General features: G+C 59.9%; 22 protein-coding genes and 1 pseudogene. 10 read left to right on the forward strand and 13 right to left on the reverse strand.

The window, feature by feature from the left end:
* The first annotated feature begins 106 nt into the window (after positions 1 to 106).
* On the forward strand, positions 107 to 1,087 hold the full coding sequence (locus tag PSH59_RS06760) for an IS5 family transposase (RefSeq protein ID WP_305393501.1): 981 nt from the start codon (positions 107 to 109) through the stop codon (positions 1,085 to 1,087).
* A 256-nt stretch (positions 1,088 to 1,343) separates the two neighbouring features.
* On the opposite strand, the gene PSH59_RS06765 is transcribed toward PSH59_RS06760, so the two are convergent.
* Together PSH59_RS06765 and PSH59_RS06770 are read right to left on the reverse strand one after the other, a co-directional pair.
* Positions 1,344 to 2,756 carry a PAAR domain-containing protein gene (locus tag PSH59_RS06765; protein ID WP_305394611.1) on the reverse strand — a complete coding sequence of 471 codons (1,413 nt, stop codon included), beginning with the start codon at positions 2,754 to 2,756 and terminating at the stop codon, positions 1,344 to 1,346.
* Between the two features lie 48 nt (positions 2,757 to 2,804).
* Positions 2,805 to 3,314: a hypothetical protein gene (locus PSH59_RS06770; RefSeq protein ID WP_305394612.1), complete on the reverse strand. Its 510-nt coding sequence runs from the start codon at positions 3,312 to 3,314 to the stop codon at positions 2,805 to 2,807.
* 210 nt (positions 3,315 to 3,524) lie between these two features.
* Between PSH59_RS06770 and PSH59_RS06775 the strand changes: the two are divergent.
* Together PSH59_RS06775 and PSH59_RS06780 are read left to right on the forward strand one after the other, a co-directional pair.
* Positions 3,525 to 3,779, forward strand: a pseudogene (locus PSH59_RS06775) (serine hydrolase); the annotation flags it as partial.
* Positions 3,776 to 4,090, forward strand: a complete 315-nt coding sequence (locus PSH59_RS06780) for an amidase (protein WP_248084116.1) — start codon at positions 3,776 to 3,778, stop codon at positions 4,088 to 4,090. The pseudogene PSH59_RS06775 and the gene PSH59_RS06780, both read left to right, overlap by 4 nt.
* A 67-nt stretch (positions 4,091 to 4,157) precedes the next feature.
* Here PSH59_RS06780 and PSH59_RS06785 read toward each other — a convergent pair whose 3' ends face one another.
* From PSH59_RS06785 to PSH59_RS06800, 4 genes are all read right to left on the reverse strand, one after another.
* Positions 4,158 to 4,547: a hypothetical protein gene (locus tag PSH59_RS06785; protein WP_305394613.1), complete on the reverse strand. Its 390-nt coding sequence runs from the start codon at positions 4,545 to 4,547 to the stop codon at positions 4,158 to 4,160.
* A 61-nt stretch (positions 4,548 to 4,608) separates the two neighbouring features.
* Entirely contained in the window at positions 4,609 to 4,932 is a 324-nt protein-coding gene (locus PSH59_RS06790; RefSeq protein WP_305394614.1) for a hypothetical protein, read from the reverse strand.
* Positions 4,933 to 4,941: 9 nt separating this feature from the next.
* A complete protein-coding gene (locus PSH59_RS06795) occupies positions 4,942 to 5,331 on the reverse strand; it encodes a hypothetical protein (RefSeq protein ID WP_305394615.1) in 390 nt (129 codons plus the stop codon).
* The gene (locus tag PSH59_RS06800; protein WP_305394616.1) at positions 5,328 to 6,740 is read right to left on the reverse strand and encodes a PAAR domain-containing protein; all 1,413 of its coding nucleotides are present in this window, start codon (positions 6,738 to 6,740) and stop codon (positions 5,328 to 5,330) included. The genes PSH59_RS06795 and PSH59_RS06800 overlap by 4 nt, the downstream gene beginning before the upstream one ends.
* A gap of 459 nt (positions 6,741 to 7,199) precedes the next feature.
* Between PSH59_RS06800 and PSH59_RS06805 the strand changes: the two genes are divergently transcribed.
* Both PSH59_RS06805 and PSH59_RS06810 read left to right on the forward strand, forming a co-directional pair.
* Positions 7,200 to 7,781, forward strand: coding sequence for a YceI family protein (locus PSH59_RS06805; RefSeq protein WP_248076902.1), 582 nt, complete (start codon positions 7,200 to 7,202; stop codon positions 7,779 to 7,781).
* 1 nt (position 7,782) lies between these two features.
* Complete coding sequence (locus PSH59_RS06810) at positions 7,783 to 8,940, forward strand: phosphatidylserine/phosphatidylglycerophosphate/cardiolipin synthase family protein (RefSeq protein ID WP_248076901.1); 1,158 nt, start codon at positions 7,783 to 7,785, stop codon at positions 8,938 to 8,940.
* Positions 8,941 to 8,958: 18 nt separating this feature from the next.
* Here the strand turns inward: PSH59_RS06810 and PSH59_RS06815 are convergent, their stop codons facing one another.
* Positions 8,959 to 12,000: an autotransporter domain-containing protein gene (locus tag PSH59_RS06815; RefSeq protein ID WP_305394617.1), complete on the reverse strand. Its 3,042-nt coding sequence runs from the start codon at positions 11,998 to 12,000 to the stop codon at positions 8,959 to 8,961.
* A gap of 162 nt (positions 12,001 to 12,162) precedes the next feature.
* Positions 12,163 to 14,454, reverse strand: a complete 2,292-nt coding sequence (bglX, locus tag PSH59_RS06820) for a beta-glucosidase BglX (protein WP_305394618.1) — start codon at positions 14,452 to 14,454, stop codon at positions 12,163 to 12,165.
* A 244-nt stretch (positions 14,455 to 14,698) separates the two neighbouring features.
* On the opposite strand from bglX, the gene PSH59_RS06825 reads away from it, so the two are divergent.
* From PSH59_RS06825 to PSH59_RS06840, 4 genes are all read left to right on the forward strand, one after another.
* The gene (locus PSH59_RS06825; protein ID WP_094953058.1) at positions 14,699 to 15,310 is read left to right on the forward strand and encodes a LemA family protein; all 612 of its coding nucleotides are present in this window, start codon (positions 14,699 to 14,701) and stop codon (positions 15,308 to 15,310) included.
* A gap of 18 nt (positions 15,311 to 15,328) precedes the next feature.
* Positions 15,329 to 16,057 carry a YgcG family protein gene (locus PSH59_RS06830; RefSeq protein ID WP_282445818.1) on the forward strand — a complete coding sequence of 243 codons (729 nt, stop codon included), beginning with the start codon at positions 15,329 to 15,331 and terminating at the stop codon, positions 16,055 to 16,057.
* A gap of 31 nt (positions 16,058 to 16,088) precedes the next feature.
* Positions 16,089 to 16,706 carry a TPM domain-containing protein gene (locus PSH59_RS06835; RefSeq protein WP_305394619.1) on the forward strand — a complete coding sequence of 206 codons (618 nt, stop codon included), beginning with the start codon at positions 16,089 to 16,091 and terminating at the stop codon, positions 16,704 to 16,706.
* 145 nt (positions 16,707 to 16,851) lie between these two features.
* Entirely contained in the window at positions 16,852 to 18,069 is a 1,218-nt protein-coding gene (locus tag PSH59_RS06840) for an SAM-dependent methyltransferase (protein WP_305394620.1), read from the forward strand.
* A gap of 219 nt (positions 18,070 to 18,288) precedes the next feature.
* On the opposite strand, the gene PSH59_RS06845 is transcribed toward PSH59_RS06840, so the two are convergent.
* The 5 genes from PSH59_RS06845 to PSH59_RS06865 form a co-directional block, all read right to left on the reverse strand.
* Positions 18,289 to 19,188: a DMT family transporter gene (locus PSH59_RS06845; RefSeq protein WP_248076893.1), complete on the reverse strand. Its 900-nt coding sequence runs from the start codon at positions 19,186 to 19,188 to the stop codon at positions 18,289 to 18,291.
* 98 nt (positions 19,189 to 19,286) lie between these two features.
* Positions 19,287 to 21,845, reverse strand: coding sequence for a TonB-dependent receptor (locus tag PSH59_RS06850; RefSeq protein WP_305394621.1), 2,559 nt, complete (start codon positions 21,843 to 21,845; stop codon positions 19,287 to 19,289).
* Between the two features lie 128 nt (positions 21,846 to 21,973).
* Positions 21,974 to 22,942: a FecR domain-containing protein gene (locus tag PSH59_RS06855; RefSeq protein WP_305394622.1), complete on the reverse strand. Its 969-nt coding sequence runs from the start codon at positions 22,940 to 22,942 to the stop codon at positions 21,974 to 21,976.
* Complete coding sequence (locus PSH59_RS06860) at positions 22,939 to 23,478, reverse strand: RNA polymerase sigma factor (protein ID WP_305394623.1); 540 nt, start codon at positions 23,476 to 23,478, stop codon at positions 22,939 to 22,941. Before PSH59_RS06860 ends, PSH59_RS06855 begins: the two co-directional genes overlap by 4 nt.
* A 142-nt stretch (positions 23,479 to 23,620) precedes the next feature.
* On the reverse strand, positions 23,621 to 24,637 hold the full coding sequence (locus tag PSH59_RS06865; RefSeq protein ID WP_248076883.1) for a DUF4917 family protein: 1,017 nt from the start codon (positions 24,635 to 24,637) through the stop codon (positions 23,621 to 23,623).
* A gap of 125 nt (positions 24,638 to 24,762) precedes the next feature.
* Here PSH59_RS06865 and yiaY point away from each other — a divergent pair, with 125 nt between their 5' ends.
* The gene (yiaY, locus tag PSH59_RS06870; RefSeq protein WP_305394624.1) at positions 24,763 to 25,911 is read left to right on the forward strand and encodes an L-threonine dehydrogenase; all 1,149 of its coding nucleotides are present in this window, start codon (positions 24,763 to 24,765) and stop codon (positions 25,909 to 25,911) included.
* Positions 25,912 to 25,932: the final 21 nt, after the last annotated feature.

Raw genomic sequence — 25,932 nt, forward strand, 5'->3', positions numbered from 1 at the left:
AATATACCGGCTGTTCTTTAAGGCCTCCCTTATGGCGTTTAGGGAAATCCTGAAAAAGACTTCCTGATTTGGCAAAATCTCCGGACACCAATCGCCGAGCTTTTCAATGAAGCAAATGACCTTCGCCGATGCCGAGTACGCCGGTAAGCGCAAGCAGACCCGCAAGGAATTGTTCCTGATCGAGATGGATCGTGTCGTACCCTGGAAGGGTTTGATTGCCCTGATCGAACCTCATTACCCGACGGGCGAAGGGGGGCGTCCGGCCTATCCTTTGATGGCGATGCTGCGGGTTCATCTCATGCAGAACTGGTTCGGTTACAGCGATCCTGCGATGGAAGAAGCGCTGTACGAGACGACGATCTTGCGCCAGTTTTCAGGTCTGAGCCTGGAGCGGATCCCAGATGAAACTACCATCCTCAACTTCCGTCGCCTGCTGGAAAAGCACGAGTTGGCCGCTGGTATTCTCGGCGTGATCAATGGCTATCTGGGCGACCGTGGCTTGTCGCTGCGACAAGGCACCATCGTCGATGCCACGCTGATTCATGCGCCCAGTTCGACCAAGAACAAGGACGGCAAACGCGACCCTGAGATGCATCAAACCAAGAAAGGTAACCAGTATTACTTCGGTGCCAAAGCTCACATTGGTGTCGACGATGAGTCAGGGCTGGTGCACAGCGTGGTGATCACTGCGGCCAACGTCGCGGACATAACCCAAGTCGACAAACTGCTACACGGTGCTGAGAACGTGGTCTGCGCCGATGCAGGCTATACCGGTGTCGAGAAGCGCGAAGAGCATGCGGGACGCCACGTCATCTGGCAGATCGCAGCCCGGCGCAGTACCTACAAAAAACACGGTAAACGCAGCGCGCTGTACAAAGCGATGCGCAAGATCGAGAAAGCCAAGGCCCAGGTTCGCGCCAAGGTTGAGCATCCATTTCGAGTGATCAAGCGTCAGTTTGGTTATACGAAAGTGCGTTTCCGAGGCTTGGTGAAAAACACTTCTCAGATGGTGACGCTGTTCGCCCTGTCGAACCTTTGGATGGCGCGTCGATATTTGCTCTCCAGCGCAGGAGAGGTGCGTCCGTAATGAGGGAAATAGCTGCTGCGAGGAGCGTTCAGCGGAAAAAATGGATGGAATAGGCGGCAGACGTGATCGGTTTTGAACGGCTGCCGTTTTTTGAAAGCGCCTATGGCTCAGCAGTCGAAAAATAGCGGCCTACTTCAGACTATCCTTAGGTGGTAGCGGCTCAGGTAAAGACTGTATCCAGTACCGGCAATTGCGAGGAGGCCAGGGGCACTAATAAAAATGATTGCAATCCAGGGGGGCCAAGTGTCGATACTGGTCATGGCCGAGTAACCTCGTAGATTTTCTCCCCCATAGCTTCGCCAGCGATCCCGCCACCTGTCGTCCCCACCCATACGCCAATCCCTACGACGGCTGCAACACAGACTACACCCCCTACCCCTGTGGAAACACCAAGCGCCACGCAGATCGGACCACTAGCAAGTGCACTTGCCTTCCCAGACACAACACCAACGGCAGTGGACAAGCCAAATTTTCCCGCTTCCGTAAATTTGACCTTCTCACAGGCTGCCGAAGAGCCGCCGTTACACACCTGCTGAATAGCCAGCAACGACGACGCACCGCCAATACCAATGCCAATATAACCGCCCGTCTTCATGTACTTGGTCGCACGACTGATCGCCTCCACATGAGCTGAATACCCCGGAATCTGCCCCGGCGCCCCGGCCTTGTCCCAGTGATACACCAAGCTTCGGCTGGAGATCCCAAGCGCCGTTTTCAGCTTGGGATGATCGCCCAGAGTAGTCTGGCCGCGCAGACGCGTGGAGTTCAGCAGATGAGCATCCAACTGCGCGAGCAGGCGCTGGCGTTCGGCGAAGAACTGCGGCGATTTAAGGTGGCCATGCTGACGATAGCTTTCCTGATGCAAACGCTCGATGGCCTGGAGTGTGTCGCGCAGGTTCGTCAGGTGCTTTTCCATCACCATTGCGCTCACTCCAAGCCAGGTTGAGGTATGACCAATGAAGCTGGCGATTTCTGCGCCGTGTCTATACAGAAAGTCAGCTTCATCTGGGGTCAGGGAATCCAGCGATGCGTCCACGTGTTGAGCGGCCTGCATCAGTTGTGCTTCCTGATAACTACAGGAGGTGTTATTTGGATCGCCAAGCACGATCATGGCGCCGGCTTTTACGTCGCCAGTTTTGGGATTGAGGGCTTGAAACTTCCTCATTACGTCGGGATCAGGTGCGGGGAACAGCACGTTCTCCAACGCTTCTCGACTCATGCTCTTGGGTACGACGTAGAAACCGGGCTCCTGGCCCGGCAGCCCGTTAAATGCTGAAGGCGCCAACGTGTGAGAAGGGGCATAGGTAGATTGTTGCGGTGTGTCGGGGCGGCCGGTCAGCGTCGAAGATGCCGGTTCAACGGCTCGCCTGGTTGCTGGCGCTTCATAACCTTCGTTGCTGTAAGTCGCGGTGTATACCGAGGGAATGAATTTGGCCCGGCAGGGGCAACTACTGAAGCTGTCCAGCGTGCCAGCCATACGTCTGCCATGGCTTTCAATATGCGAGATACCACCGAGTATTTTATAAATACCTTTATGCTTCCCACATGTAACTTGGTCACCTTCGCAAGCATGTAGGAGACCGTATATGTTCACTCTTGGATCACCATCCAGAACTGTTCCGCCGCACGTGGTTTTGTCGCCAAGTCCGATGTAATAACCTTCACGCATTTTGTTCTCCAATTTGTTAAGTTGAAGCCGGGTAATACGTCGCGCCCGTTAAACCGTGCCAAGTGTTGAGGCGGCTTTTTCAAAGGGCGGCAAAAAATCTTCTGCCTTCTCTACACCTTTACGTCGAATAATCAGCGCAGCGCCTTGGGGTGTATTGATGATCTCGTCGCCATTGCTCAAATAGCTGCCCACCAACGCAACGTTGTTATTGCCTTTACCCGCGCCCGTTATGATTTGTGCCTGGGCGCCGTCTGGATATACAACGTAATCACCTGTACGCGCTGCGCGTACTTGCTGATCGTTGTCCAACTTAAACTCCACGGAGCCAGTCGCTTGTTTAACCACCCCGCCACGACGGGTTTGACTACCTTCGGCGGCCATTCGGTAAATAGCGATGGGAGGGTGCGCTTTGGCGAATGTCTGCTGTTGAGTAACAATTGCCATGGCTTGGACGTTGAATGTACTGAGCTGTTGCTGGGTAAATGGTGATGTTTCCAACACGCAAAGAAGTTCAGACGTAAGCTCGTTGGTATAAAGCAAATCGCTGGGTGAAGTCATATGGGGTTTCCTGATCCGGAGGTGTATTGCGTGTGCGTTTCATCTGTTGTGTCGAACATGGTCGCAGTTATAAAAACGATGAAAAACAGTGTTTAGGTCTATTGCCTCGCTACCCTGAAGTTGTCATTGCCAAAAGTACAGTCGGACATTTCCTTGAAAGCCTTAGGAAGATTCTGATGACATCCCATCAATCGCGTCTGCCTGCACTACCGCCAGCCGTTCGATAAATACAAAACCGGCCGGGACGAAGCCGTCCCCGGCGGCCAGTGGTGGCTTAACCAAGGCACCCCAAGGCCCTGGCCCGACGCCCCCGCCGACACCTTCGCCGCCCTTGGCCACTGGGGCCAGGCGCTGTACGTGATGCCCGCCGAACATTTAGTAATCGTGCGCTACGGCGATGACCGCGACGGTACTTATCGCCACAACGAACTGCTCAAACGCGTGCTCGCGGCGGTGCAGCCATGATCCGTCGTCGGCCGTTTACCAGCCTGTTTCTGCTGCTGTTGCTCGCCTTGCTCGGCTGGGTGTGGCACGAGCGCGTCAACCTGCAAGCCTTCCCCGACATCATTGCGGCCTACACCGCCAAGGAGTACTGCTCGTGCCGCTATGTAGCGAACAATCCAGCTGACTATTGCCGGGGTTATGTGAAGCAGTACGTGCCCACCAGTGCGTTCAGGGATAGCCCGGAGCGTAGTGAAGTGACGGCGAGCGGGCTGGGGCGCACGCACACGGCGCGGTGGTTGGGGGAGCGGCAGGGGTGTCGGTTGGTGCCGTGAGGTTCCAATTGGGCACGTCCACTTGACCAACCCCAATAAACGGGCCTCTGGCGAGGCCCGGTCCGGATCACCTGAACGCCACCAGCACAGCTGCAACTATCGCCCAAGGTAACGCAATGAACGCTATCGCCATATTGGCCAACAGACGATGTTTTAGGTGGGTTGGGAAGTTCTCAAAGTCCACAGGGTTTAAATCTCCAATCCGAATGTACGCTTTCGGCCACGTCATCATTCCGGCGATTTTTGCGATCTCCAATAGGGACAAAATCAAGCCTCGTTTGCCCAGACTCGGCCCCCAGAGATAGATATAACGGCTGTTCTTTAATGCATCCTTTATCTCCTCGATGTAGCGGTGGCTCAAGTACAGGCTGTACGCAAGGCCAACAGCAGATAGCAGGGCAGGTGCCCCCAGGAAAAATATTGCAACCCAGGGCGACCACGTGTCGATACTGGTCATGGCTGAGTAACCTCGTAGATTTTCTCCCCCATAGCTTCGCCAGCGATCCCGCCACCCGTCGTCATGTACCGGCCGCACGACTGATCGCCTCCACATGAGCTGAATACCCCGGAATCTGCCCCGGCGCCCCGGCCTTGTCCCAGTGGTGCACCAAACTTCGTCTGGAAATCCCAAGCGCCGTTTTCAGCTTGGGATGATCGCCCAGAGTGGTTTCGCCGCGCAGACGCGTGGAGTTCAACAGATGAGCATCCAACTGCGCGAGCGGGCGCTGGCGTTCGGCGAAGAACTGCGGCGATTTAAGGGTGCCGTGCTGACGATAGCTCTCCTGACGCAAGCGTTCGATGGTTTGCAGGGTATCGCGCAAGTTGATGAGGTTGGTCTCCATTATCGCTAATTACTTAAAATGTAAAAGCAAGCACACAACTACTAGCCAAGCGCAGCCAATAGTCAATATTAAAAAGTTGATTTTCAGTAGTTGCTTAAGGCCAGCTGGAAAGTTTTCAAGATCAACAGGGTTTAAGTCGCCGAGCCGGATATAGGCCTTTGGCATCATTATCATCCCTGTGATTTTTGCTATCTCTAAGAGGGACAAAATCAAACCGCGCTTCCCTAAACTCGGCCCCCAAAGATAAATATAACGGCTGTTCTTCAAGGCGTTCTTCATAGCGTCCAGTTGACGGCTGCTCAGGTACAGACTATATGCAATATTCATGAGCCCGAGCAGACCTGGGGCCCCGGTAACGAGGATCGCAACCCAGGGAGACCAAGTGTCGATACTGCTCACGGTTGGGTCATCTCGTAGATTTTCTCCCCCATGTGCTCACCAGCCATCCCACCGCCAGTCGTACCCAACCAGGTACCAGCCCCAATAACAGCCGCGACACAAACTACTCCTCCGATACCTGTAGATACGCCTAGCGCTAGACAAATCGGACCACTGGCTGCCTTGGCCATCCCCCCCACTAGGGCACCCCCTGCGGTGGATATGCCAGACTTCCCCCCTTCAGTAAATTTGACCTTCTCACAGGCTGCCGAAAAACCGCCGTTACACACCTGCGGAATAGACAGCAACGACGACACACCGCCAATATCAATGCCGATATAACCGCCTGTTTTCATGTACTTGGCCGCGCGACTGATCGCCTCCACATGAGCTGAATATCCCGGAATCTGTCCCGGCGCCCCGGCCTTGTCCCAGTGATACACCAAGCTTCGGCTGGAGATCCCAAGCGCCGTTTTCAGCTTGGGATGATCGCCCAGAGTAGTCTGGCCGCGCAGACGCGTGGAGTTCAGCAGATGAGCATCCAACTGCGCGAGCAGGCGCTGGCGTTCGGCGAAGAACTGCGGCGATTTAAGGTGTCCGTGCTGACGATAGCTTTCCTGATGCAAACGCTCGATGGCCTGGAGTGTGTCGCGCAGGTTCGTCAGGTGCTTTTCCATCACCATTGCGCTCACTCCAAGCCAGGTTGAGGTATGACCAATGAAGCTGGCGATTTCTGCGCCGTGTCTATACAGAAAGTCAGCTTCATCTGGGGTCAGGGAATCCAGCGATGCGTCCACGTGTTGAGCGGCCTGCATCAGTTGTGCTTCCTGATAACTACAGGAGGTGTTATTTGGATCGCCAAGCACGATCATGGCGCCGGCTTTTACGTCGCCAGTTTTGGGATTGAGGGCTTGAAACTTCCTCATTACGTCGGGATCAGGTGCGGGGAACAGCACGTTCTCCAACGCTTCTCGACTCATGCTCTTGGGTACGACGTAGAAACCGGGCTCCTGGCCCGGCAGCCCGTTAAATGCTGAAGGCGCCAACGTGTGAGAAGGGGCATAGGTAGATTGTTGCGGTGTGTCGGGGCGGCCGGTCAGCGTCGAAGATGCCGGTTCAACGGCTCGCCTGGTTGCTGGCGCTTCATAACCTTCGTTGCTGTAAGTCGCGGTGTATACCGAGGGAATGAATTTGGCCCGGCAGGGGCAACTACTGAAGCTGTCCAGTGTGCCGGCCATACGTCTGCCATGGCTTTCGATATGCGAGATACCACCGAGTATTTTATAAATGCCTTTATGCTTCCCACATGTAACTTGGTCACCTTCGCAAGCATGTAGGAGACCGTATATGTTTACTCTTGGATCACCATCCAGAACTGTTCCGCCGCACGTGGTTTTGTCGCCAAGTCCGATGTAATAACCTTCACGCATTAGTGTTCTCCAAATTCTTATGATGAAGTTACTTAAATGGGGTGAGTGCGGCGCGTGGGTTAGTACCCTGAAGTTGTGATTACTAAAAGTACAGTCGGACATTTCCTTGAAAGCCTTAGGAAGATTCTGATGACATCCCATCAATCGCGTCTGCCCGCGCTACTTAACAGTCGCTTTGCATTTTTCTGGGCGCGCTCGCAGTGCACAATGACCGGCAACATCTGCCCGGAATACACATGGCGTTGGCTTGTCCACTGTATGGAAAGTCAAATGTGCGATCGGGTTGGGGGCAGGCGGAAAAACGGGAGCTGTGAGGGAAACGTGGCAGCTGATGGGGACGCTTCGCGCCCTGGCGCAAGCAAGCTTGCCCGCCACAGTAAATCCGCTTCCCTATTTGGATTTGCGCCGTTCGTGACATGCGCTTAAGGTTCGTGCAGGTTTTTTGCCACACGAGTGTTTATGTTCAACGTCAGACCCCTGGCCTTCGCCCTGCTGGCCGCAATCGCCATCCCCGCCCACGCCGACTGGTACCTGGATAACGAATCCTCGCGCCTGTCGTTCGTCACCACCAAAAACACCGAGATCGCCGAAGTGCAGCGCTTTCTGGTACTGCACGGCAAGGTCGACGCGAAGGGCGCCGCGCAGTTGGAAGTGGAGCTGGAGTCGGTCAACAGCGGCATCCCGCTGCGCGACGAGCGTATGCGCAATCAGTTGTTTGAGATCAAGACCTTCCCTGAAGCGCTGATCAGCGCGCAGATCAACCTGCAGCCGATCAATGACCTGGCGCCCGGCGCACAGTTGGAATTGCGCCTGCCGCTTTCAGTGACCTTGCATGGCAAGAGCCAGACCTACAGTGCAGAGCTGTTGGCCACGCGCCTGGATGACCGGCGTTTCCAAGTGGTAACCCTGGAACCATTGGTGTTGCACGCCGAGGATTTCGACCTGGCGCCGGGGGTGGCGGCGTTGCGCCAGGCGGCGGGGCTCAAGTCGATCAGTTTGTCGGTGCCGGTGGGTGCGGTGCTGATTTTTACGGCGCGCTGACGTGAGTGGCGCGGTGTTCCCGTGGCGCAGCGCCAACCGTTTCGAGTTGCTGATCGACGGCCCGTGTTTTTTTCCGCAGATGCTGGTGGGCATCGCGCGCGCCGAACGCCAGGTCGATCTTGAGCTGTATCTGGTGGAAGCCGGAGCGTGTGCCGAGGCGATGGTGCAGGCCCTGGTGCTGGCTGCCGAGCGTGGCGTGCAGGTGCGCTGCCTGTTCGATGACTACGGCAGCCTGGCCTTTACCCTCGGGTTGCGCAAGCGCTTGACCGACGCCGGCGTGCAACTGCGTTTCTACAATCGCCTGAGTTGGCGACGCTGGATGCGTAACCTGTATCGCGACCATCGCAAGCTGCTGCTGATTGACCAGAACCTCGCCGTGGTCGGTGGCACCGGCGTCACCGATGAATTCTGGACACCAGGGCAAGACACCGCCGACTGGCATGAAGTGATGGTGCAGATGAGCGGCCCGCTGGTGCTGGACTGGCAAGCGCTGTTCGACCGCCAGTGGCACGCCAACGCGGCGCGCCGGGAGTGGAAGCCGGCCACCCACTTCGGTCTGCCGCGCCTGCCCAAGTTGCCGGCCACCGGGCCAGGGATGGGGCGGGTGGCGTATGCCGACGCCCGTCAACACCGCGACATTCTGCAATCGCTGATCCGCGCACTTAACAACAGCAAGCAACGTATCTGGCTGGCCACCCCGTATTTCCTGCCCACCTGGGGCGTGCGCCGGGCGTTGCGCCGGGCGGCCGGGCGTGGGGTGGATGTGCGTTTGCTGCTCACCGGCCCGCGCACCGATCACCCGTCGGTGCGTTATGCCGGGCACCGTTATTACCCACGGTTGCTGCGCGCGGGTGTGCAGATCTTCGAGTACCAGCCGTGTTTCCTGCACCTGAAAATGGTGCTGGTGGATGATTGGGTGAGCATCGGCTCGTGCAATTTCGATCACTGGAACCTGCGTTTCAACCTGGAAGCCAACCTGGAAGCGTTGGACCCGGCGTTGACTCAGGCCGTGGCGGGCAGTTTCGAGCGGGACTTTGCGCAAAGCCAGGGGGTAAGCCTGGAGGCATGGAAAGCGCGACCGTTGTGGCGCCGGGTCAAACAGCGGGTGTGGGGCTGGATTGATCGGTTGGTGGTCAACCTGTTGGACAGGCGGGGGTAGGGCACCCCCGCCGATGCTTTAAAACTGCAACGTGTACTGTGCGGTGAGGCTTTGGTCGCGCGTGCGCTCGCCCCGCTGCTGAGTGAAGCTCAGGTCGATTGCACTGTCGCGGTTCAGGCGCGCGGTGGCGCCCAGTTCCATGCGGGTGCTGAGGCGATCCAGCGGTGCGCCGCTGACATTCATCACCCCTGCGCCATCCCACGCCGCTTGGGTCGAGGGATGCAGATCGCCGCTGGCATGGGTGTAGGCCAGGCCGCCACGCACGCTCAGCCACGACGGTCCGACCTGGGCCTTGCCCAAGTCGAGGTTGAGCCGCACACCGCCGGTGGCCAGGTTGACGCTTTCTTTCGAGCCTTTGCCGCGCAGCGCCGCCATACCGCCGCGTTCTTTGTAACCGTTGCTGCGCTGCTGCACGTTGGCCAGTTGCACATAGGGCTGCCAATCCCAGAAGTCATGGCTGAACCTGTAGTTGGCTTCGGCAAACGTCTGTACGGTGCGGCTTGTGTACTTGCCGGACAGGCGCTCCTCCAGCCCGGGAAAGCTGACGCGGCGCTTGGTCTGGACGTCGTGGTACGCGTAGGCGATGCCACCATAGAGGCCGAACCCGTCCCAGGTGTGGCCGGCGTGCAGGCCCAACTGGTAGGTGTCGACATCGGCCTTGCCGCGAGGCCCGGCTTTCACTTGGCTGCTGCCGCTGCCGGCCACCACGCCCAGGCGTGTGCCTTGTTCCAGTTGATGATCGAAACCGGCCAGCAGACCCGTGCCGCTGTGGGACGTGCGTGCGTTGCCGTTATCGCCCCCCAACTGGCCCGATTGACGAGGCAGCTGCACCCAGGCGCCACGGTTAGCGGCCTCCGGTTCGGCGGCGCGGCTGTCTTGCGCGAGGCGTTGACGCTCAAGTACCGCCTGGCGCAGCACACGACTGTTTTCGATCAATACTGCCTGGGTGCTGGCATGCAGTTCGCCGCTCAACTGGTCCAGGGCCGACGGCGCCTGCTCGGGGAACAAGGCGGTCAGGCGTTGCAGCAACGGGCTGGGCAGGTTTTGCGCGTCGGCGGCATGGGCGACGGCACGCTGGTTGGCCGTTTCCGCCGCCGACACCAGCGAGCGGCCACGGCCGAATTCCACCAGCAAGGCGTTGGCTTCTTTGACTTGTGACACGCTGAGGAACGGCGAAAACTCGCGGCGGTCAATCGCGGCAAACTCGCCGCTGATGGCGGCATTGGCCTGCAGGATGCTGTAGCGCTGACCCAGGTAATAGCGGTCGGGTTGCGCGCTGAGGTACAGCGTGCCGCCGTTGATCAAAGCCTTCTGGCTGACCTGCAGCCTGGCCGGAGCTGCCTGGTTTTCCAAACCGGTCATCAAGGTGGCGCCGGATGCCTGCTGGTAATCACCCGCGACAGCCAGGGCGCCATTGAGGCGCAGGACGCCGCCGTCAAGTGTGACGTCGCCCGTGAGGTGGTTGGTGCCGTCCAGTTCCAGAATGCCTTCTTTGAGCGTGGCCCCGGCAAAACTGTTATTCCCGCTCAGGCGCAGCCAGCCGATACCGGTTTTCTCCAGGCGTCCGGGGCCGCTGATGTCGTTGCGCCAGTCATCCCAGGCGCCACCTTGCCAGACGATGGCGCCGCCGGCGGGACGGTCCATGTTGACCGCCGTGTCGACCCGCAGTTGGCCGGGACCGTCGATGGCCTTTTTCAGGTTCATCAGACCCCAGCCGTAGACGTCATCCACGCCCGGCGCGCCGAGGTCGGTGGCGGTGGTCAGCAGCACGTCGCGAATTTGCGGGTTGGTGAGGTAGGGGAAGCGTTCCATCAGCAACGCCAGCCCACCGGTGACGTGGGGGGCGGCCATGGAGGTGCCCGTAGCGATCCCGTACCCGAGCTCGGGGTTGTCGCCCGTCACGGCGAACCCGTCGACATTGTTGTCTTTGTCGTAGTGGTTTTCGGTGTTTACCGAGCCCGTGACGACCGAAGAGTTGATCTCAGTCCCGGGAGCCGCAAGGCACCAGTTTTTGCTGAAGCCGCAACGGTAGGAAACGTCACTCAAATTCAGCGCCTGGTTCACGTTGACGACGCTCAGCCAGTAAGGTTCAAGCTCGGCGACGGCACGTGGCAGGCTGGGATGAATGCCGGGAATATTCGCCGTTTCGGGGGACTCGTTTGCCGCGTTACCTGCCGACCACACTTGGAGAATGCCGTACTTGATGGTCGCGTCGGCGATGGCTTTCAACTCTCGAAAAGAGTCGATTTCGTCCAGCAGTTTGTCCAGTTCTGTTTCATTCCTGGGTGAAAGCGCAATCCCCCAACTATGGTTGACGACGCGTACATTCTGCCTGTGCAGTTCGGCGTAGGTCATGTCGACCGCCTCTGGCGTCGGCGATGGCGCTCGCAGGGTGTCCGTCAGTTCAGCCGGTCCTCCCAGGTAGGTATTACTGAATTTATTCACGGCGCTTAAATTGGCCCCGTAGGCCACACCATGGACCCCGTTACCGTCGCGGTTGGCGAGTGCGATACCGCTGACATGCGTGCCGTGCAGCGCGTAGCTAGCCCCTACAGTGCCGAGGTAGGCGTCAAGTTGTTCGCGGGTGAGGTCGCCCTCGGCAATGAGTTCCTCCAGGGCGAGCAGGGCTTCTGGCGGCAGAGAGTCGACCAGATTCACCGCCGCCCGATCACCTTCGGAGTAGAAGCAGCCGCCAGCCAGCACCGTGCTGCCCAGGCAGCCGGGATCGGCCAGGCGCACGCCATTATTGGGCTTTCCCGCAAACTCGCTATGACGCAGGTCGGTTCCGGAGTCATACACCCCCAGGCGTACACCCGAGCCGCTTAACCCTCTGGCATAGGCGTAGTCGGCACCTACGGCTCCGAGCCCCCAGTTACTTTTGAATTCTTCGCTGCGCCAACTGGCTGCATCGTGCAGCCGGCCTTGTTCCAGGTAATTTGCGGCATCAACGGGCGTACCCGAGAGGCCGCCAAGGACACACAGGGCGATAGCATTTCGTTTGAACGTTGAGTGATCGAGCCGTTTTCGGGTTGCCGCTCGGGCGTTTTTCGTGGGCGACATAGTCCACACACCTGCACATGAAATTGGGCGGACAGGGTGTGTGACGGGGCCGGGGGCTTGATGTAGGACTTGGCTTGTAGGCGTGAGTGAAAATTAACTTACCGCTGACATGAGCGGTCGAGTACGGCGCCCCCTCTCCAATCAAAGAGGGGGCGGCACGGTTTACAACAACTCGAACGTCTGCTGCTGCACATCCTGGGAGTCGAGTCCGATCTGCACATTGAACTCACCCGGTTCCGCCGCGAACTTGAGCTGGGTGTTGTAAAACTTCAAGTCGTCCTCGGTGATGGTGAAGTGCAGGGTGCGCTCTTCGCCGGCCTTGAGCATGACCTTCTGGAAGTTCTTCAGCTCCTTGATCGGGCGGATCATCGAGCCGGCTACGTCCTGAATGTACAGCTGCACCACGGTTTCGCCGTCCACCTTGCCGGTGTTCTGCACGGTGACGCTGGCGTCGAGCTTGCCGGTCTTGTTCAGGGTGGTGGACGACAGCGCCATGTCGGACAGGCTGAACGTGGTGTAGCTCAGGCCATAGCCGAACGGGAACAGCGGCCCGGTGGTGTCATCGAAGTACTGCGAGGTGTAGTTGCCCGGCTTGCCAGGGGTGAACGGTCGGCCGATGGTCAGGTGGTTGTAGTAGGTCGGAATCTGCCCCACCGAACGTGGGAAGGTGATCGGCAGTTTGCCCGATGGGTTGTAGTCACCGAACAGCACGTCGGCAATGGCGTTGCCGCCTTCGGTGCCGGCGAACCAGGTTTCCAGGATGGCGTCGGCCTGTTGGCTCTCTTCCAGGATCGACAGCGGCCGGCCGTTCATCAGCACCAGCACCAACGGTTTGCCGGTGGCTTTCAGGGCCTTGATCAGGTCGCGCTGGCTTTGCGGGATATTCAGGTCGGTACGGCTCGACGACTCGTGAGACATGCCACGGGACTCGCCCACTGCGGCAACCACCACATCGGCATCCTTGGCGGCCTTGACCGCTTCGTCGATCATTTCCTGCGGCGCGCGTTTGTCATCCACCACTTCCGGGGCATCGAAGTTGAGGAAGTTGAGGTAGTCGACCACTGCCTTGTCATTGGTGATGTTGGCGCCACGGGCGTAGATGATCTTGCCTTTCTCGCCGATCACCGCATTCAAGCCGTCCAGCAGGGTCACCGATTGCTCGGGTTTACCGGCTGCGGCCCAACTGCCCATCATGTCGATCGGCGCCTTGGCCAGCGGGCCGACCAGGGCGATGGTCGCGGATTTCTTCAGTGGCAGGGTGTCGTTTTGGTTTTTCAGCAGTACCAGGCTGCGGCGCGCGATATCGCGGGCATCGGCGCGGTGAAGGCGGCTGTCGGCGTAAGTGTCGGCCGGGTCATCCTCGGCCTTGCCGATACGCAGGTACGGGTCTTTGAACAGGCCCATGTCGTACTTGGCGCCGAGCACTTCGCGCACGGCGTTGTCGATGTCGCTCTGCTCGATCTCACCGGACTTGAGCAGCCCCGGCAGTTCCTTGCCGTACAGCGAGTCGTTCATGCTCATGTCGATGCCGGCCTTGATCGCCAGCTTGGCGGCTTCACGCCCGTCCTTGGCCACGCCGTGCTTGATCAGCTCGAAGATCGCGCCGTGGTCGCTGACGGTCAGGCCCTTGAAGCCCCAGTCCTTGCGCAGCAGGTCGTTCATCAGCCAGGTGTTGGCGGTGGCGGGCACGCCGTTGATCGAGTTGAGCGCCACCATCACGCCACCGGAGCCGGCCTTGATCGCCGCGTGGTACGGCGGCAGGTAGTCCTGGTACATCTTGACCGGGCTCATGTCGACCACGTTGTAGTCGCGACCGCCTTCCACCGCGCCGTACAGGGCGAAGTGCTTGACGCTGGCCATGATGCTGTCGGCGTTGGCGGGGCTGGCGCCCTGGAAAGCCTTGACCATCACCTCGGCAATGCGCGAGACCAGGTAGGTGTCTTCGCCGAAACCTTCGGAGGTGCGGCCCCAGCGTGGGTCACGGGAGATGTCGACCATGGGGGCAAAGGTGATGTCGAGGCTGTCGGCGGCGGCTTCCTTGGCGGCGATGCGCCCGGAGCGGCCGATGGCTTCCATGTCCCAGCTGGAGGCCAGGGCCAGGCTGATCGGGAAAATGGTGCGGTGGCCGTGGATCACGTCGTAGGCGAAGAACATCGGGATCTTCAAACGGCTGCGCATGGCCGCGTCCTGCATCGGACGGTTTTCCGGGCGGGTGATGGAGTTGAACGTGCCACCGATGCGCCCGGCGGCGATTTCCTTGCGGATCAGCTCGCGGGGCATTTCGGGGCCGATGCTGATCAGGCGCAATTGGCCGATCTTCTCATCGAGGGTCATCTGCTTGAGCAGGTCGCTGACGAAGGCGTCCTTGTCTTTAAGCGCAGCAGGCTTTGTTTCTGCCCACACGGGGTGACTGGCCAGAGTGGCAACAAGGCCGAGCAAACACAGCTTTTTCATGAATATCCTTTTTCGGCCTACTGCACAGCGAACAGGCGCTGTTCTGCCAAAATGTGGGGAAGATATGTTGTTGTTCGAGTGTTATTGCAGAAAATGCACCACACTTCTGAACTCTTATTTGCGCTGGGCATCTTTTTAGCTGAATGATTCGATGCAATCCAGTCATGGGCGCCGATTATGCCCCAAGCGCGCGGTTTATAGGGTCAGTCATCACATTCCATCAAGATTGGGCAGGAGAAACACCATGCAAGCAGCACAAGGTTACCGCTGGGGCTTGAAAGCCGCGGCGTTGCTACTGATCAGCAGCGTGCTGAGCGGTTGCGGCATCAACACCATTCCGACCCTGGATGAACAGGCCAAAGCTGCCTGGGGCCAGGTGCAGAATCAATACCAACGCCGTGCCGACCTGATCCCTAATCTGGTGGAAGTGGTCAAAGGGTATGCCGCCCATGAACAAGACACCCTCACCGCCGTGATCGAAGCGCGGGCCAAGGCCACGTCGATCCAAGTGGATGCCAGCACCCTCGACAACCCCGAGAAACTCAAACAGTTCCAGCAGGCCCAGGACGGTTTGAGTGGTGCGCTGAGCCGCTTGATGGTGGTGTCCGAGCGCTACCCGGACCTCAAGGCCAACCAGAACTTCCTGGCCCTGCAGTCGCAACTGGAAGGCACCGAAAACCGCATCGCGGTGGCCCGTCGCGATTTCATCCAGGCGGTGCAGGCCTACAACACCGAGATCCGCACTTTCCCCGGCCGTCTGTGGCACAGCGTGATGTACAGCGACTTGCCGATCCGCGCCACGTTTGAAGCCACCAGTGCCGATGCCGATAAAGCGCCGCAAGTGAAGTTCAAATAAGGCTTTCCTGAGGTGTCGATGCGTTTATTACGGATAGGCCTGGCGCTGTGGCTGCTGGCTTGCGTCGGCGCGGCCCAGGCGGCGTTGACCTTCCCGGCGCTGACCGGGCGGGTGGTGGATAACGCCCAAATGCTCGACCCCGCCACGCGCCAGCAACTGACCCAGCAGTTGCAGGCGCTGGAGCAAACCTCGGGTGACCAGATCGTGGTGGTCACCGTGCCCGACCTGCAAGGCGTGCCAATTGAGGACTTCGGTTATCAACTGGGCCGCCATTGGGGCATCGGCCAGAAGGGCAAGGACAACGGCGCGCTGTTGATTGTTGCCCGCGATGAGCGCACGTTGCGCATCGAGGTCGGCTATGGCCTGGAAGGTGTGCTCACGGATGCGCAATCCTGGGTGATCATCAACCAGGTGATCGCGCCAAAATTCAAGACCGGCAACTTCAGCCAGGGCATCAGCGACGGTGTGGCCGCGATGATCCAGGTGGTGGGCGGTGAACCGCTGGCGGTGCCGGCCCATGTGGCGGATAGCAACTTCGCTAAGGATAATCCCGGCTTTTCCATCGGCCTGTTTATCCTGCTGATCGGCGTGTTGTGGCTGTGCAACCGCATGGGGCTGCCGGTGGGTGCGATCCTGCTGGCGATCCTCAGCAGCAGTGGCCGCGGCGGCGGGGGAGGCGGTGGCGGCGGTGGCTTTAGAGGCGGCGGTGGCGGTTTCGGCGGCGGCGGCGCGTCGGGTGGCTGGTGATGACAATAACTAGAAAAGAGCGTGTACAACCATGGCACTACTGACTGAACACGAGCAACGCCAGGTTGCCGAAGCCATCGCCCGCGTCGAGCAACAGACCGATGCCGAACTGGTGACGGTGCTGGCCGCGCGCGCCGACGATTACGCCTACATCCCGTTGTTGTGGGCCAGCCTGATCGCGTTGGTGGTGCCGGGCGTGGTGCATTACCTGTCGGGCTACCTGAGCATGTACACCCTGCTGTTGGCGCAATGGGCAACGTTCATTGTGCTGTGCCTGGTGTTTCGCCTGCCGGCGGTCACCACGCGCCTGATCCCGCGTTCGGTACGCCACTGGCGCGCCTCGAACCTGGCGCGTCGTCAGTTTCTGGAGCAGAACCTGCATCACACCGTGGGCAGCACCGGCGTGCTGATTTTCGTCTGTGAGGCCGAGCGGTATGTGGAGATTCTGGTGGATGAGGGTATTTCCAGGCACCTGGATGACAGCAGTTGGGATGCCATCGTCAAGGCGTTTACCCAGCAGGTGAAACAGGGACAGACATTGGCCGGGTTCATTGACTGCGTCGAGGCGTGCGGCGAGTTGCTCAAGGTGCATGTGCCAGTGACGCAAGCGCGCAATGAACTGCCGAACCGCCTGATCGTCCTGGAATAGCCTGTAAACCATGTCCCCGGTGTGTGCCGGGGCAAGCCCTTTCGCACATTTAAGTCAGCGCTGACCGTTGATCAAATAACAGCGTGCCCTCGACCCCCATCCCCCCTAAAATGCCCGGCATTCTTTGCCCGAGGCGTTTTTGTTCATGTCCGTCACCGCTCAACCTGCCAGCCCTGCGCCGGATCACCACGCCCAGTTCGTCGAACTGCTGAACGCCAGCCTGGCGCAGAACGCCTTTATCAAGCTGGTGCTGGCCAAATACGTAGGGGCCGAGGCCGAGCTGCAACGGCTGATCATCAAACCGGTGACCGTCAAGGAGCAGCCGTGTCTGTCCTTCGTCTACCGCTACAAAACCCGCGACATCACCAAGAACCTGCCCCTGGCCGACGGTGTGTCGGTGATTGCCGAGCTGTTGCCGGCCTCGTTCAAGAATGCGCACCTGCTGTCGCTGACCGACGAAGCCCAGTTGGAGTACAGCAAGAAGAACAAAAGCTCGCTGTTCAAAAGCAAGCCGCAGCAGCTGCGTGAGGCGCCCTCGGCCGAACATAACCGCGAGAAAAATCGCTTCCTCGACTTGAGCCGACCGTTCCTCGCCGACCTGGGCGTGACCGACGCCAGGCAGGCGCTGATCCCGTCGATGTCGCGCAAATGGAAGCAGATCAACAAATTCATCGAAGTGTTCAGTCATGCGCTGACCTCCTCACCGTTGCAACTGGACCAACCGGTGCGCGTCGCTGACTTTGGCTCGGGCAAGGGCTACCTCACGTTCGCGATCCACGACTACCTGCGCAACACCCTCAAGGCCGAAGGTGAAGTCACCGGTGTTGAACTGCGCGAAGACATGGTGACCCTGTGCAACAGCGCGGCCGCCCGCCTCGAACACCCGGGGCTGGTGTTCAAGTGCGGTGACGTGCGCAGTGTGGCCCCCAGCGAATTGGACGTGATGATCGCGCTGCACGCCTGCGATGTCGCCACGGACTATGCGATCCATACCGGCATCCGCTCCGGTGCGTCGATCATCATGTGCTCGCCGTGCTGCCACAAACAGATTCGCCTGCAGATCCAGAGCCCGGTGTTACTCAAACCGATGCTGCAATATGGCCTGCACCTGGGCCAGCAGGCCGAAATGGTCACCGACAGCCTGCGCGCGTTGTTCCTCGAAGCCTGTGGCTACGAGACCAAGGTGTTCGAGTTCATCTCGTTGGAACACACCAACAAGAACAAGATGATCCTGGCGGTCAAGCGCGCCGAGCCGGTGGACAATACGCAGTTGCTGGAAAAAATCCAGGCGCTGAAGGCGTTCTACCACATAAGCGAACACTGCCTGGAAACCCTGCTGCGCACGGACGGCTACCTGCGCTGAACGCATGCTGCGACGAGCACGCTTGCCTGTGGTGGGCTTGGCTTAAGTGTGGTGAGCTGGGCTTAGTGTGGTGAGCGGGCATGCCCCGCGCTGGGGCGCGAAGCGGCCCTGAAACCAGGCACTGCGGTTCATCTGGATAAGTGCGGTGACTGAATGGGGCCGCTTCGCAGCCCCGGCGCGGGGCATGCCCGCTCACCACAACAGGCCCCCAGTATCGATTTAAACCGTGCGCGCTTTGGCAACCGGCGACCCCTGCACCGCTGTCTTACGGCCCAGCATCACCGTCACGATCACCCCGCACGCAAACACCCACGTAATCGGCTCGATATGTTCACCAAAGAACATCGCTGAAAACGCGATGGTGAAAAAGATCTGCAACAGCTGAATCTGGCTGACCCGTGCAATGCCGCCCATGGCCAGCCCGGCGTACCAGGCAAAGAACCCCAGGAATTGTGAAAACAGCGACACATAACCGAACGCCCACCAGGTGCGCATCGAAATCGCGCCTTGATGCTGCGCCGCCAGGTACCACACTGGGCCGATCAACACCGGAGTCGACAGCACCAACGCCCAACAGATCACCTGCCAGCCGCCCATCTCCCTGGCCAACCGGCCACCCTCGGCGTAGCCCAGGCCACCGACTGCAATTGCGCCGAGCATCAGCAAATCGCCGGCCTGGATACTGCCGGCGCCGGTGATCAAGGCATAACCCAACACCAACGCACTGCCCAAAGCCGCGCAGGCCCAGAAGGCTTTGGATGGCCGCTCATGGGACAGCCACGCCGCGTACAACGCCACGCACAGCGGTTGCAGGCCGTTGACCAGCGCGCCATGGGACGCCGGCAAGGTTTGCATGGCCCAGGCCGACAGCACCGGAAAGCCCAGAATCACCCCCGCGATCACCAGGCACAACCCGCGTACCTGGCGCCAGGTGGGCCAGCGCTCGCGGCGCCAGAGCAAGAGCGCCGCAGCCGGGACTGCCGCAAATAATGCGCGGCCCAGGCCATTGAGCAATGGGTGGATTTCCTGCACCACGATGCGGGTGAAGGGCAGGGTCAGGCTGAAGATGATGACGCCCAGCAGGCCGAGGGCCATGCCGGTATTTTCGCGCGAGCTCATGGGGCAACCGAAATTCAGAGGGCTTCAAGGGAAGCCCATCTAGCCACAGCCCCTCGCAATCGCAGGCCTACAGCTGGTTGCGGATTTATCCGTACAGTTCAGAAGAACCGTGTGACGCTGATCTTCGCGTCGCGGCCTTTGGTGTAGGCACGGTCGCCGCTCAACGCTGGGCGGAAGTTGTTGTTGAACAGGTTGTCCAGGGTGAAGTTGACCTCGGTGCCCTTGAGGTAAGCCTGCTGCGGTTTCCATTTGGCGAACAGGCCCTGGGTGTTGTAGCGCTTGTTGCCGTACTGGTCGTAGAACAAGTCGCCGACGCTGGAACCCGGGCCGCCGGAGTATTTATCGCTGGGCAGGCGGTCTGTCGCGCCGATGAACTGCCCCATCCAGCCCACCTGGGCGTCCCACGCCGGAATGTGGGTGCCCACCACCAGTACCCATTTGGTCGGCGGGATATCGCGCGCGGCCACATCCGGCCCCCAGGGGTTGGTGTACGCGCCTTCGTGCTGGCCTTTGGCGTAGGCGTAGGACACCGAGCCGAACAGGTAAGTGGAGTTATAAAGCGACTCGATTTCAAAGCCCTTGATGGTCAGGCTGCCGATGTTGCGGTAGTTGGACATCGCGCCCGGCGGGCAGGCCGTGGAGATCGTACCGCCGTTGACCGCCTGGTTCCGGCAGCCTACGCCGGTGGCCTTGAAGATTTCGTCTTCGACCTTGTTATGGAACAGCGTGGTGCGCAGTTGCAGGTTGTCGTCCCGCGCGATCAGGTTATCGAAGCTGGTGATGTTGCCCACGGTGATCGAGGTGATGCGCTCGGGATCCAGGTCCACGCTGGTGGCGGTGCGGCTACCGGTGCCTTGCACTTCGTATTGCTCGTCGATCACCGGCGCGCGCCAGGTCTGGCTCCAGTTGGCGAACAACCCGACTTGCGGGGTCACGGTCCAGAACACGGCCACCCGTGGCGACCAGCCGGTGTAGGTGCGGTCGCTGTAATCGTGGCCGACCGCCGGATCGGGGTTGCTGTAGTACGGTGCATCGTTGGCTTGCCCACGGTTGCGCACATGGTCGTAGCGCAGCGATGGCGTAACCGTCACGTCGCCAAAGGTGACGGCATCCTGAATGAAGAAGCTGTTGGTATCGACCTTGCCGTGAGGCATGAAGCCCGGCTGGAAGTGCCCATAGTTGTAGCGCGCTGTGTCGTAAGTGCTGCCGGGCATCCACATCTCGGTTTCGCGCACGTGCTTGCGGATCTGCCCGCCGATCGTCACCGCGTGCTGCAAGGGCCCTGTGTCGAACAGGCTGACGTTGCGCACGTCGAGGTTTTTGTCGGTGTAGGCCGTGTCCATCTTGCGTCCGCCGGTGGCCAGCTGGAAAAACGCCGTGGCGTCACGCTCGTCGGTCTGGTCGGTGTTGGACTGGGAATACTTGACGGTCAGGTCGACCAGCGGGTTATCCAGAGGCTGGTATTCATACTTGCCCGACCACGTGGTGTCGACGGTGTCGCGATGGGCCAAAAAACGCTTGAGCGCCCCTTCGTACCCGTAGCGGTTGATGTTGGCCTGGGTCGGTGGCGTGGGGTAACTCGCGGCCGAGAACGGCGTCCAGCGATTGCTGTGGGACTGGGAGTAGGAGAGGCCAACGGCGTGTTCATCGGTGATATGCGCGTTGATCTTGAACAGTTTGCCGTCCACATCCTGGGCGGTATTGGGCAGGCGCTGGGGGTTGATCGGGTACTGGTTGTTCTCGTTGGGCAGCTTGGCGGCCACTTTCATGTCGTCGCCGTCGCGTTTGGTCAGGTAAGCCAATGCATCGAAACGGCCATCGTCAGTACGGCCATACACCGCGCCGCTGTAGACCTGTTCGTGATCGTTGCTGGAGTAGCCGTATTTGACCATTGCACCGCTGTTGCGGCCTTCGGTGAGCAGGTCCGGGGCGTCCTTGGTGGTCATGTTGACGGTCCCGCCAAACCCACCATTGCCGGTGAACGGTGAGTTGGGGCCTTTCTCCACCTCGATGCTTTTGATCAGCTCGGGTTCGATGAATACGGTGCCTTGCTGATAGCGCTCAAAGCCGCTTTTGGTCGCGCCGTCGACGGTCAGCGGCACGTCTTCGGCATCGCCGAAACCGCGGATATTGATGGTCTGGCCACCCGGTTTGAGCGAGCCGCCCTGGCTTACGCCGGGCAAGGTTTGCAGCAGGCTGGGGATGTTATTGGCCTGATAGCGGTCGATATCGGCCTGGGTCAGGGTGGAGCGGTTGACCGTGCTGGAGTCGACTTCGTTACCGGTGCCGATCACGCTCAGGGCTTCAAGCTGGATTGCGCCGCTCTGGGTGGTTTTGGCCTCTTCGGGCTTTACCACGTAGGTGCTGCCTACCTTGATCAGCGTGAACGCGCCATTTTTCAGCAGTGTGCGGATCGCCACTTCCGGGGTGAAGTCACCGCTCAGCGCCGGCGCCTTTACGCCCTTGAGCAACTCTTCATCGAACAACAGCTGGATTTTTGCCTGCTGCGCCACTTGGCTCAGGGACGTTGCCAATGGTTGCACCGGCAGTTGCAGCGTGAGCGATTCAGCCTGTGCACTGAGGCTGAAGGCCAGGCAGGTGGCGATGAGGGTTGGGCGAAGAAACAGGTGCGAAGCAGGGCAAGGCGCGCGAAACATGAAATCCCCCAGTGCGGCTAAATAGCCAAAAAGGCGTGCGTATCAAACGCAGACCGGAGGAAGACGGGGCAGCTCAAAAAAACCACACATGCGAATGCAAAATATTCTCAAGTGTGTTCCGGGGCCGTTTATTTGTTCGGTTCAATCCGCACGCTGCCATCTGCCGAGGCCACGGTTTTTACCGGCAGCAGGGCGGGCAGGGCATTGAGCAGGGCGTCGGGGTCGTTGACATCAAGGTTGCCCGAGACCTTCAGGTGCGCCACCGCATTGCTGACTTGCAACGGCGCTTGAGGGCGGTACAGGCTCAGTTCGTCGATCAGGCTGACCAGTTCGCGGTCGCGAAACGACAAGTGCCCGCTGCGCCAGTCGGCGACCTCTTCATTCGTGAGGGTTTGTTGCTGCACGGTGCCCTTTGCGTAGTCGTAGCTGGCGAGTTGCCTGGCGCTCAGCAGGGTGGCGGGGGTTTTTGCGTCCGGTTCGAAGGCGACCTGGCCATGGGCAACGCTGACCACCAGCTGTTGCGGGCTGCGCCGCACGTCAAACCCGGTGCCGACCACGCGCACACTGGCCTCGCCGGCTTGCACGAACAGCGGCCGTTCCTTGTCGGCGGCCACTTCGATGTACAACTGGCCTGTGTCCAGATGCACGACGCGTTGGTGCGCGGTGAAATCCACGCGCAGGCGGGTGTTGGCGTTCACGTACAAGGTGCTGCCGTCCGGCAGAGCCAACGTGCGCATGCCCTTGGCAAGCGCCGCGACCTGGGTGTGATAACTCGCGCGTGGCGCGCCGATCTGGGTGGAGAGTACGGCGCACAACAAGGCCGCGGCCACGGCCAGGGTGGGGCGCCACAGCGAGACCTTGCGTGCAGGCAGCGCCACGGGTTTATTCAGTTGTTGGAGCTGGCCCAGGTCGGCCCACAGTTGTTCAAAGTCGGCATACGCCCGGGCATGCGCAGGCACCGCCTGCCAGGCGGCAAAGGCTTTGCGGTCGGCGCGGTTGGCGTCGTTACGGTTGCGGGCAAACCAACTGGCGGCTTGGGCATCGATGGCGTCGCTGTCGTCGATATCCAGGGCGTCGGTATCGCTCAGGCGGTTCATTCTGGCTGCTCCGTGCCGGGGTCATTTTGAAGGCGTCGCTTGCAATGCAGCAGGGCAAAAGCGATGTGCTTTTCCACCATGCTGGTTGAAATGCCCATGCGGTGCGCGATCTGCGCCTGGCTCAGGCCTTCGAAGCGGTGCAGCATAAGGGCTTCTCGCCTGCGCGGCGAGAGTTCGCAGAGGACTTCTTTCAACTGTTCCAGGCGTTGCAGGCGCTGAGCGGCGGCCAGGGGTTCGTTTTGCTCGTCGGTGACCGGCTCGGCGTCCGTGTCGGCCTGATGCGGGTGGACGCTTTGCCGTACCTTCTGTTTGCGCCAGTGGTCACGCAGCAGATTGCGCGCCATCTGGAACAGGAACGCCCGTGGCTGCTCGACCGCTGCCCGGTCGCGGTAGTCCAGCCATTGGGTGAAGACATCCTGGGTCATGTCCGCCGCATCGCTGGCGTTGTCCGTGCGTCTGCGCAGGAAATACAGAATATCCGTATAAAACCCGCGAAAGGCATCGGCCGACACGGGGTCGGGCTTGGGACGAGACATGGATATCCTTCTTGACGAAGCACGACGTAGAAAAGTCGTGAATGATATCGAGAACTATTGTCATTTGTCTCCATGTAAAGCTTGTACGCAGATAAAAATGCGTGCGAGCAGCCCCCACATTTGCCCTTCTTTGTTCAGGCAATCAGCGTTCGACAGGCACCGACAACGCTGGATTACCCAACGTATGGGTGCGCGCCGCATAGAACCGCAACGCCACGCCCGTGCCGTCAAACAACTGCGAATAGCGCCGCTTCTGCTGACGAATAAACCCGTCGCTGCGCCCCGACACCGATATCGCCAGGGTGCTCGGCCGGGCCTGGCGAATCGCATCCACCAGGTGTTTATCCTGCGGCCCCAAGTCATGGCCGAAGATGCACAGCGCGCCCTTATGGGTCAGCAGTTGCTCATAACAGAACGCCAGATAATCCGAACTGCGGATGGTCTTGAGCTTCTCTTGCACGTGGCCTTCGCTGACGAACAGCGGCACATCGTCCAGGGTCTTGATCGTCTGGTTGATGGCAAAACTGCTGAGCAAGGTGCTGTCGGTGGATGGCAATTTGCGCGCGGTGCCATCGAGGTTGCGCACCAGATGCAGGCCGCCGTGCAAGTACAGGATGCGGGTGGCGTCGGTGTGGGTCTGGCACAGGTCGAAGCTGGCGTCGGCACTGTTGAACAGGTCGTCGATGCCAGGGGTATGCAGGATCGCCCAGTAATTGAGCAGGTCGTAATTGCTGGTGAACACGGTCGAGTAGTGCTTCAACTCGGCGTTGATCGTCGCCAGCGTCGACGGCTGCACCAGGCGCCATGGGATGTGCACGCTGTGGATGGTATTGATCAACGCTTCTTTGATCGCGTAGTAGCGATTGCGCGGTGCTGCCGAGCTGACCGCCAGGGCCTTGTTGACCCGGCTGGTGGTTTTCAGCGCGCCGAGTGCCTGCTCGAAGCTGCGGGTCTGCAGGGCATCGAACACGCTGAGTTCGGATTGGCTCAGGGGCTTTTCTTCCACGGTGCGTGCGTTTTCGAACAGCGAGTCGTAGGCAAAGTCTTCCCAAATCGTGCGGCTTGCGCCGTTGCCGATCAGAATCCCGCTGAAGTTGATGGCGCTGCGCAGTGCGCTCCAGTCTTCAAGGTGGGCGTCAATATCCTGGAAATCCTTCATTGTGGCGGGTCTACTCGAAATCGGCTGAACGCGGACTTTATCACGAGCCGGCGTTGATCCTGGTCAAGATGCCGCTGGCCAGTGAGGTCGATGCTGTAGGCATAAACGTTATCCGAGGATTCGCCATGAGCAGCACTTTCTTCATTCCCGCCGTCAACATCATGGGCACCGACTGCCTCGACGAAGCCATGAACGCCATTCGCAACTACGGGTTTCGCAAGGCGTTGATCGTTACCGATGCCGGCCTGGCGAAGGCGGGCGTGGCCAGGATGATCGCCGAGAAACTGGCGATGCAGGACATTGACTCCGTGATCTACGACGGCGCCAAGCCCAACCCCAATGTGGACAACGTCGAAAAAGGCTTGGCGCTGTTGCAGCAAAGTGCCTGTGATTTCGTGGTGTCCCTGGGTGGCGGTTCGCCCCATGACTGCGCCAAGGGCATTGCCTTGTGCGCCACCAATGGCGGGCATATCGGCGACTACGAAGGCGTCGACCAATCGACCAGGCCGCAACTGCCACTGGTGGCCATCAACACCACCGCCGGCACCGCCAGTGAGATGACCCGCTTCTGCATCATCACCGACGAAACCCGCCACGTAAAAATGGCCATCGTCGACCGCAACGTTACCCCGCTGCTGTCGGTCAACGACCCGTCACTGATGGTCGGCATGCCCAAGGGCCTCACCGCCGCCACCGGCATGGACGCCCTGACCCACGCCATCGAAGCCTACGTATCCACCGCTGCCACGCCGATCACCGACGCATGTGCCATCAAAGCCATCGAACTGATCAGCGCCAACCTGCGCCTGGCCGTGCGTGACGGCAGCGACAAAGCCGCGCGCGAAAACATGGCCTATGCGCAGTTCCTCGCGGGCATGGCCTTCAACAACGCGTCCCTGGGCTTCGTACACGCCATGGCCCACCAACTGGGCGGTTTCTACGACCTGCCCCACGGCGTGTGCAACGCGGTGCTGCTGCCCCATGTGCAAAGCTTCAACGCCAGCGTCAGCGCCAAACGCCTGAGCGACGTAGGCCGCGCATTGGGCGCCGACACCCAGGGCATCACCGATGAAGAGGGCGCCCAAGCCGCCATCGCCGCCATTCGCAGCCTGGCCAAAGACGTCGAAATCCCGGCCGGTCTGCGTGAACTGGGCGCCAAGTTGCAGGACATTCCGTTGTTGGCCACCAATGCGTTGAAGGACGCGTGTGGGCTGACCAACCCACGGCGGGCCGACCAGCGTCAGATTGAGGAGATCTTTCGCAGCGCGTTTTGATAGGGGCAGCCTCCAGCCGCA

Source organism: Pseudomonas sp. FP2309 (assembly GCF_030687575.1).
Lineage (GTDB): Bacteria > Pseudomonadota > Gammaproteobacteria > Pseudomonadales > Pseudomonadaceae > Aquipseudomonas.

What these genes read in the sequence shown, in the direction of transcription:
- PSH59_RS06760 (WP_305393501.1), top strand. Translation starts at nt 107, where the DNA reads ATGAAGCAAATGACCTTCGCCGATGCCGAGTACGCCGGTAAGCGCAAG.
- PSH59_RS06860 (WP_305394623.1), bottom strand. Translation starts at nt 23,478, where the DNA reads ATGTCTCGTCCCAAGCCCGACCCCGTGTCGGCCGATGCCTTTCGCGGG.
- PSH59_RS06830 (WP_282445818.1), top strand. Translation starts at nt 15,329, where the DNA reads ATGCGTTTATTACGGATAGGCCTGGCGCTGTGGCTGCTGGCTTGCGTC.
- PSH59_RS06790 (WP_305394614.1), bottom strand. Translation starts at nt 4,932, where the DNA reads ATGGAGACCAACCTCATCAACTTGCGCGATACCCTGCAAACCATCGAA.
- PSH59_RS06855 (WP_305394622.1), bottom strand. Translation starts at nt 22,942, where the DNA reads ATGAACCGCCTGAGCGATACCGACGCCCTGGATATCGACGACAGCGAC.
- bglX (WP_305394618.1), bottom strand. Translation starts at nt 14,454, where the DNA reads ATGAAAAAGCTGTGTTTGCTCGGCCTTGTTGCCACTCTGGCCAGTCAC.
- PSH59_RS06765 (WP_305394611.1), bottom strand. Translation starts at nt 2,756, where the DNA reads ATGCGTGAAGGTTATTACATCGGACTTGGCGACAAAACCACGTGCGGC.
- PSH59_RS06805 (WP_248076902.1), top strand. Translation starts at nt 7,200, where the DNA reads ATGTTCAACGTCAGACCCCTGGCCTTCGCCCTGCTGGCCGCAATCGCC.
- PSH59_RS06865 (WP_248076883.1), bottom strand. Translation starts at nt 24,637, where the DNA reads ATGAAGGATTTCCAGGATATTGACGCCCACCTTGAAGACTGGAGCGCA.
- PSH59_RS06850 (WP_305394621.1), bottom strand. Translation starts at nt 21,845, where the DNA reads ATGTTTCGCGCGCCTTGCCCTGCTTCGCACCTGTTTCTTCGCCCAACC.
- PSH59_RS06780 (WP_248084116.1), top strand. Translation starts at nt 3,776, where the DNA reads ATGATCCGTCGTCGGCCGTTTACCAGCCTGTTTCTGCTGCTGTTGCTC.
- PSH59_RS06770 (WP_305394612.1), bottom strand. Translation starts at nt 3,314, where the DNA reads ATGACTTCACCCAGCGATTTGCTTTATACCAACGAGCTTACGTCTGAA.
- PSH59_RS06840 (WP_305394620.1), top strand. Translation starts at nt 16,852, where the DNA reads ATGTCCGTCACCGCTCAACCTGCCAGCCCTGCGCCGGATCACCACGCC.
- PSH59_RS06815 (WP_305394617.1), bottom strand. Translation starts at nt 12,000, where the DNA reads ATGTCGCCCACGAAAAACGCCCGAGCGGCAACCCGAAAACGGCTCGAT.
- PSH59_RS06800 (WP_305394616.1), bottom strand. Translation starts at nt 6,740, where the DNA reads ATGCGTGAAGGTTATTACATCGGACTTGGCGACAAAACCACGTGCGGC.
- PSH59_RS06835 (WP_305394619.1), top strand. Translation starts at nt 16,089, where the DNA reads ATGGCACTACTGACTGAACACGAGCAACGCCAGGTTGCCGAAGCCATC.
- PSH59_RS06825 (WP_094953058.1), top strand. Translation starts at nt 14,699, where the DNA reads ATGCAAGCAGCACAAGGTTACCGCTGGGGCTTGAAAGCCGCGGCGTTG.
- PSH59_RS06785 (WP_305394613.1), bottom strand. Translation starts at nt 4,547, where the DNA reads ATGACCAGTATCGACACGTGGTCGCCCTGGGTTGCAATATTTTTCCTG.
- yiaY (WP_305394624.1), top strand. Translation starts at nt 24,763, where the DNA reads ATGAGCAGCACTTTCTTCATTCCCGCCGTCAACATCATGGGCACCGAC.
- PSH59_RS06845 (WP_248076893.1), bottom strand. Translation starts at nt 19,188, where the DNA reads ATGAGCTCGCGCGAAAATACCGGCATGGCCCTCGGCCTGCTGGGCGTC.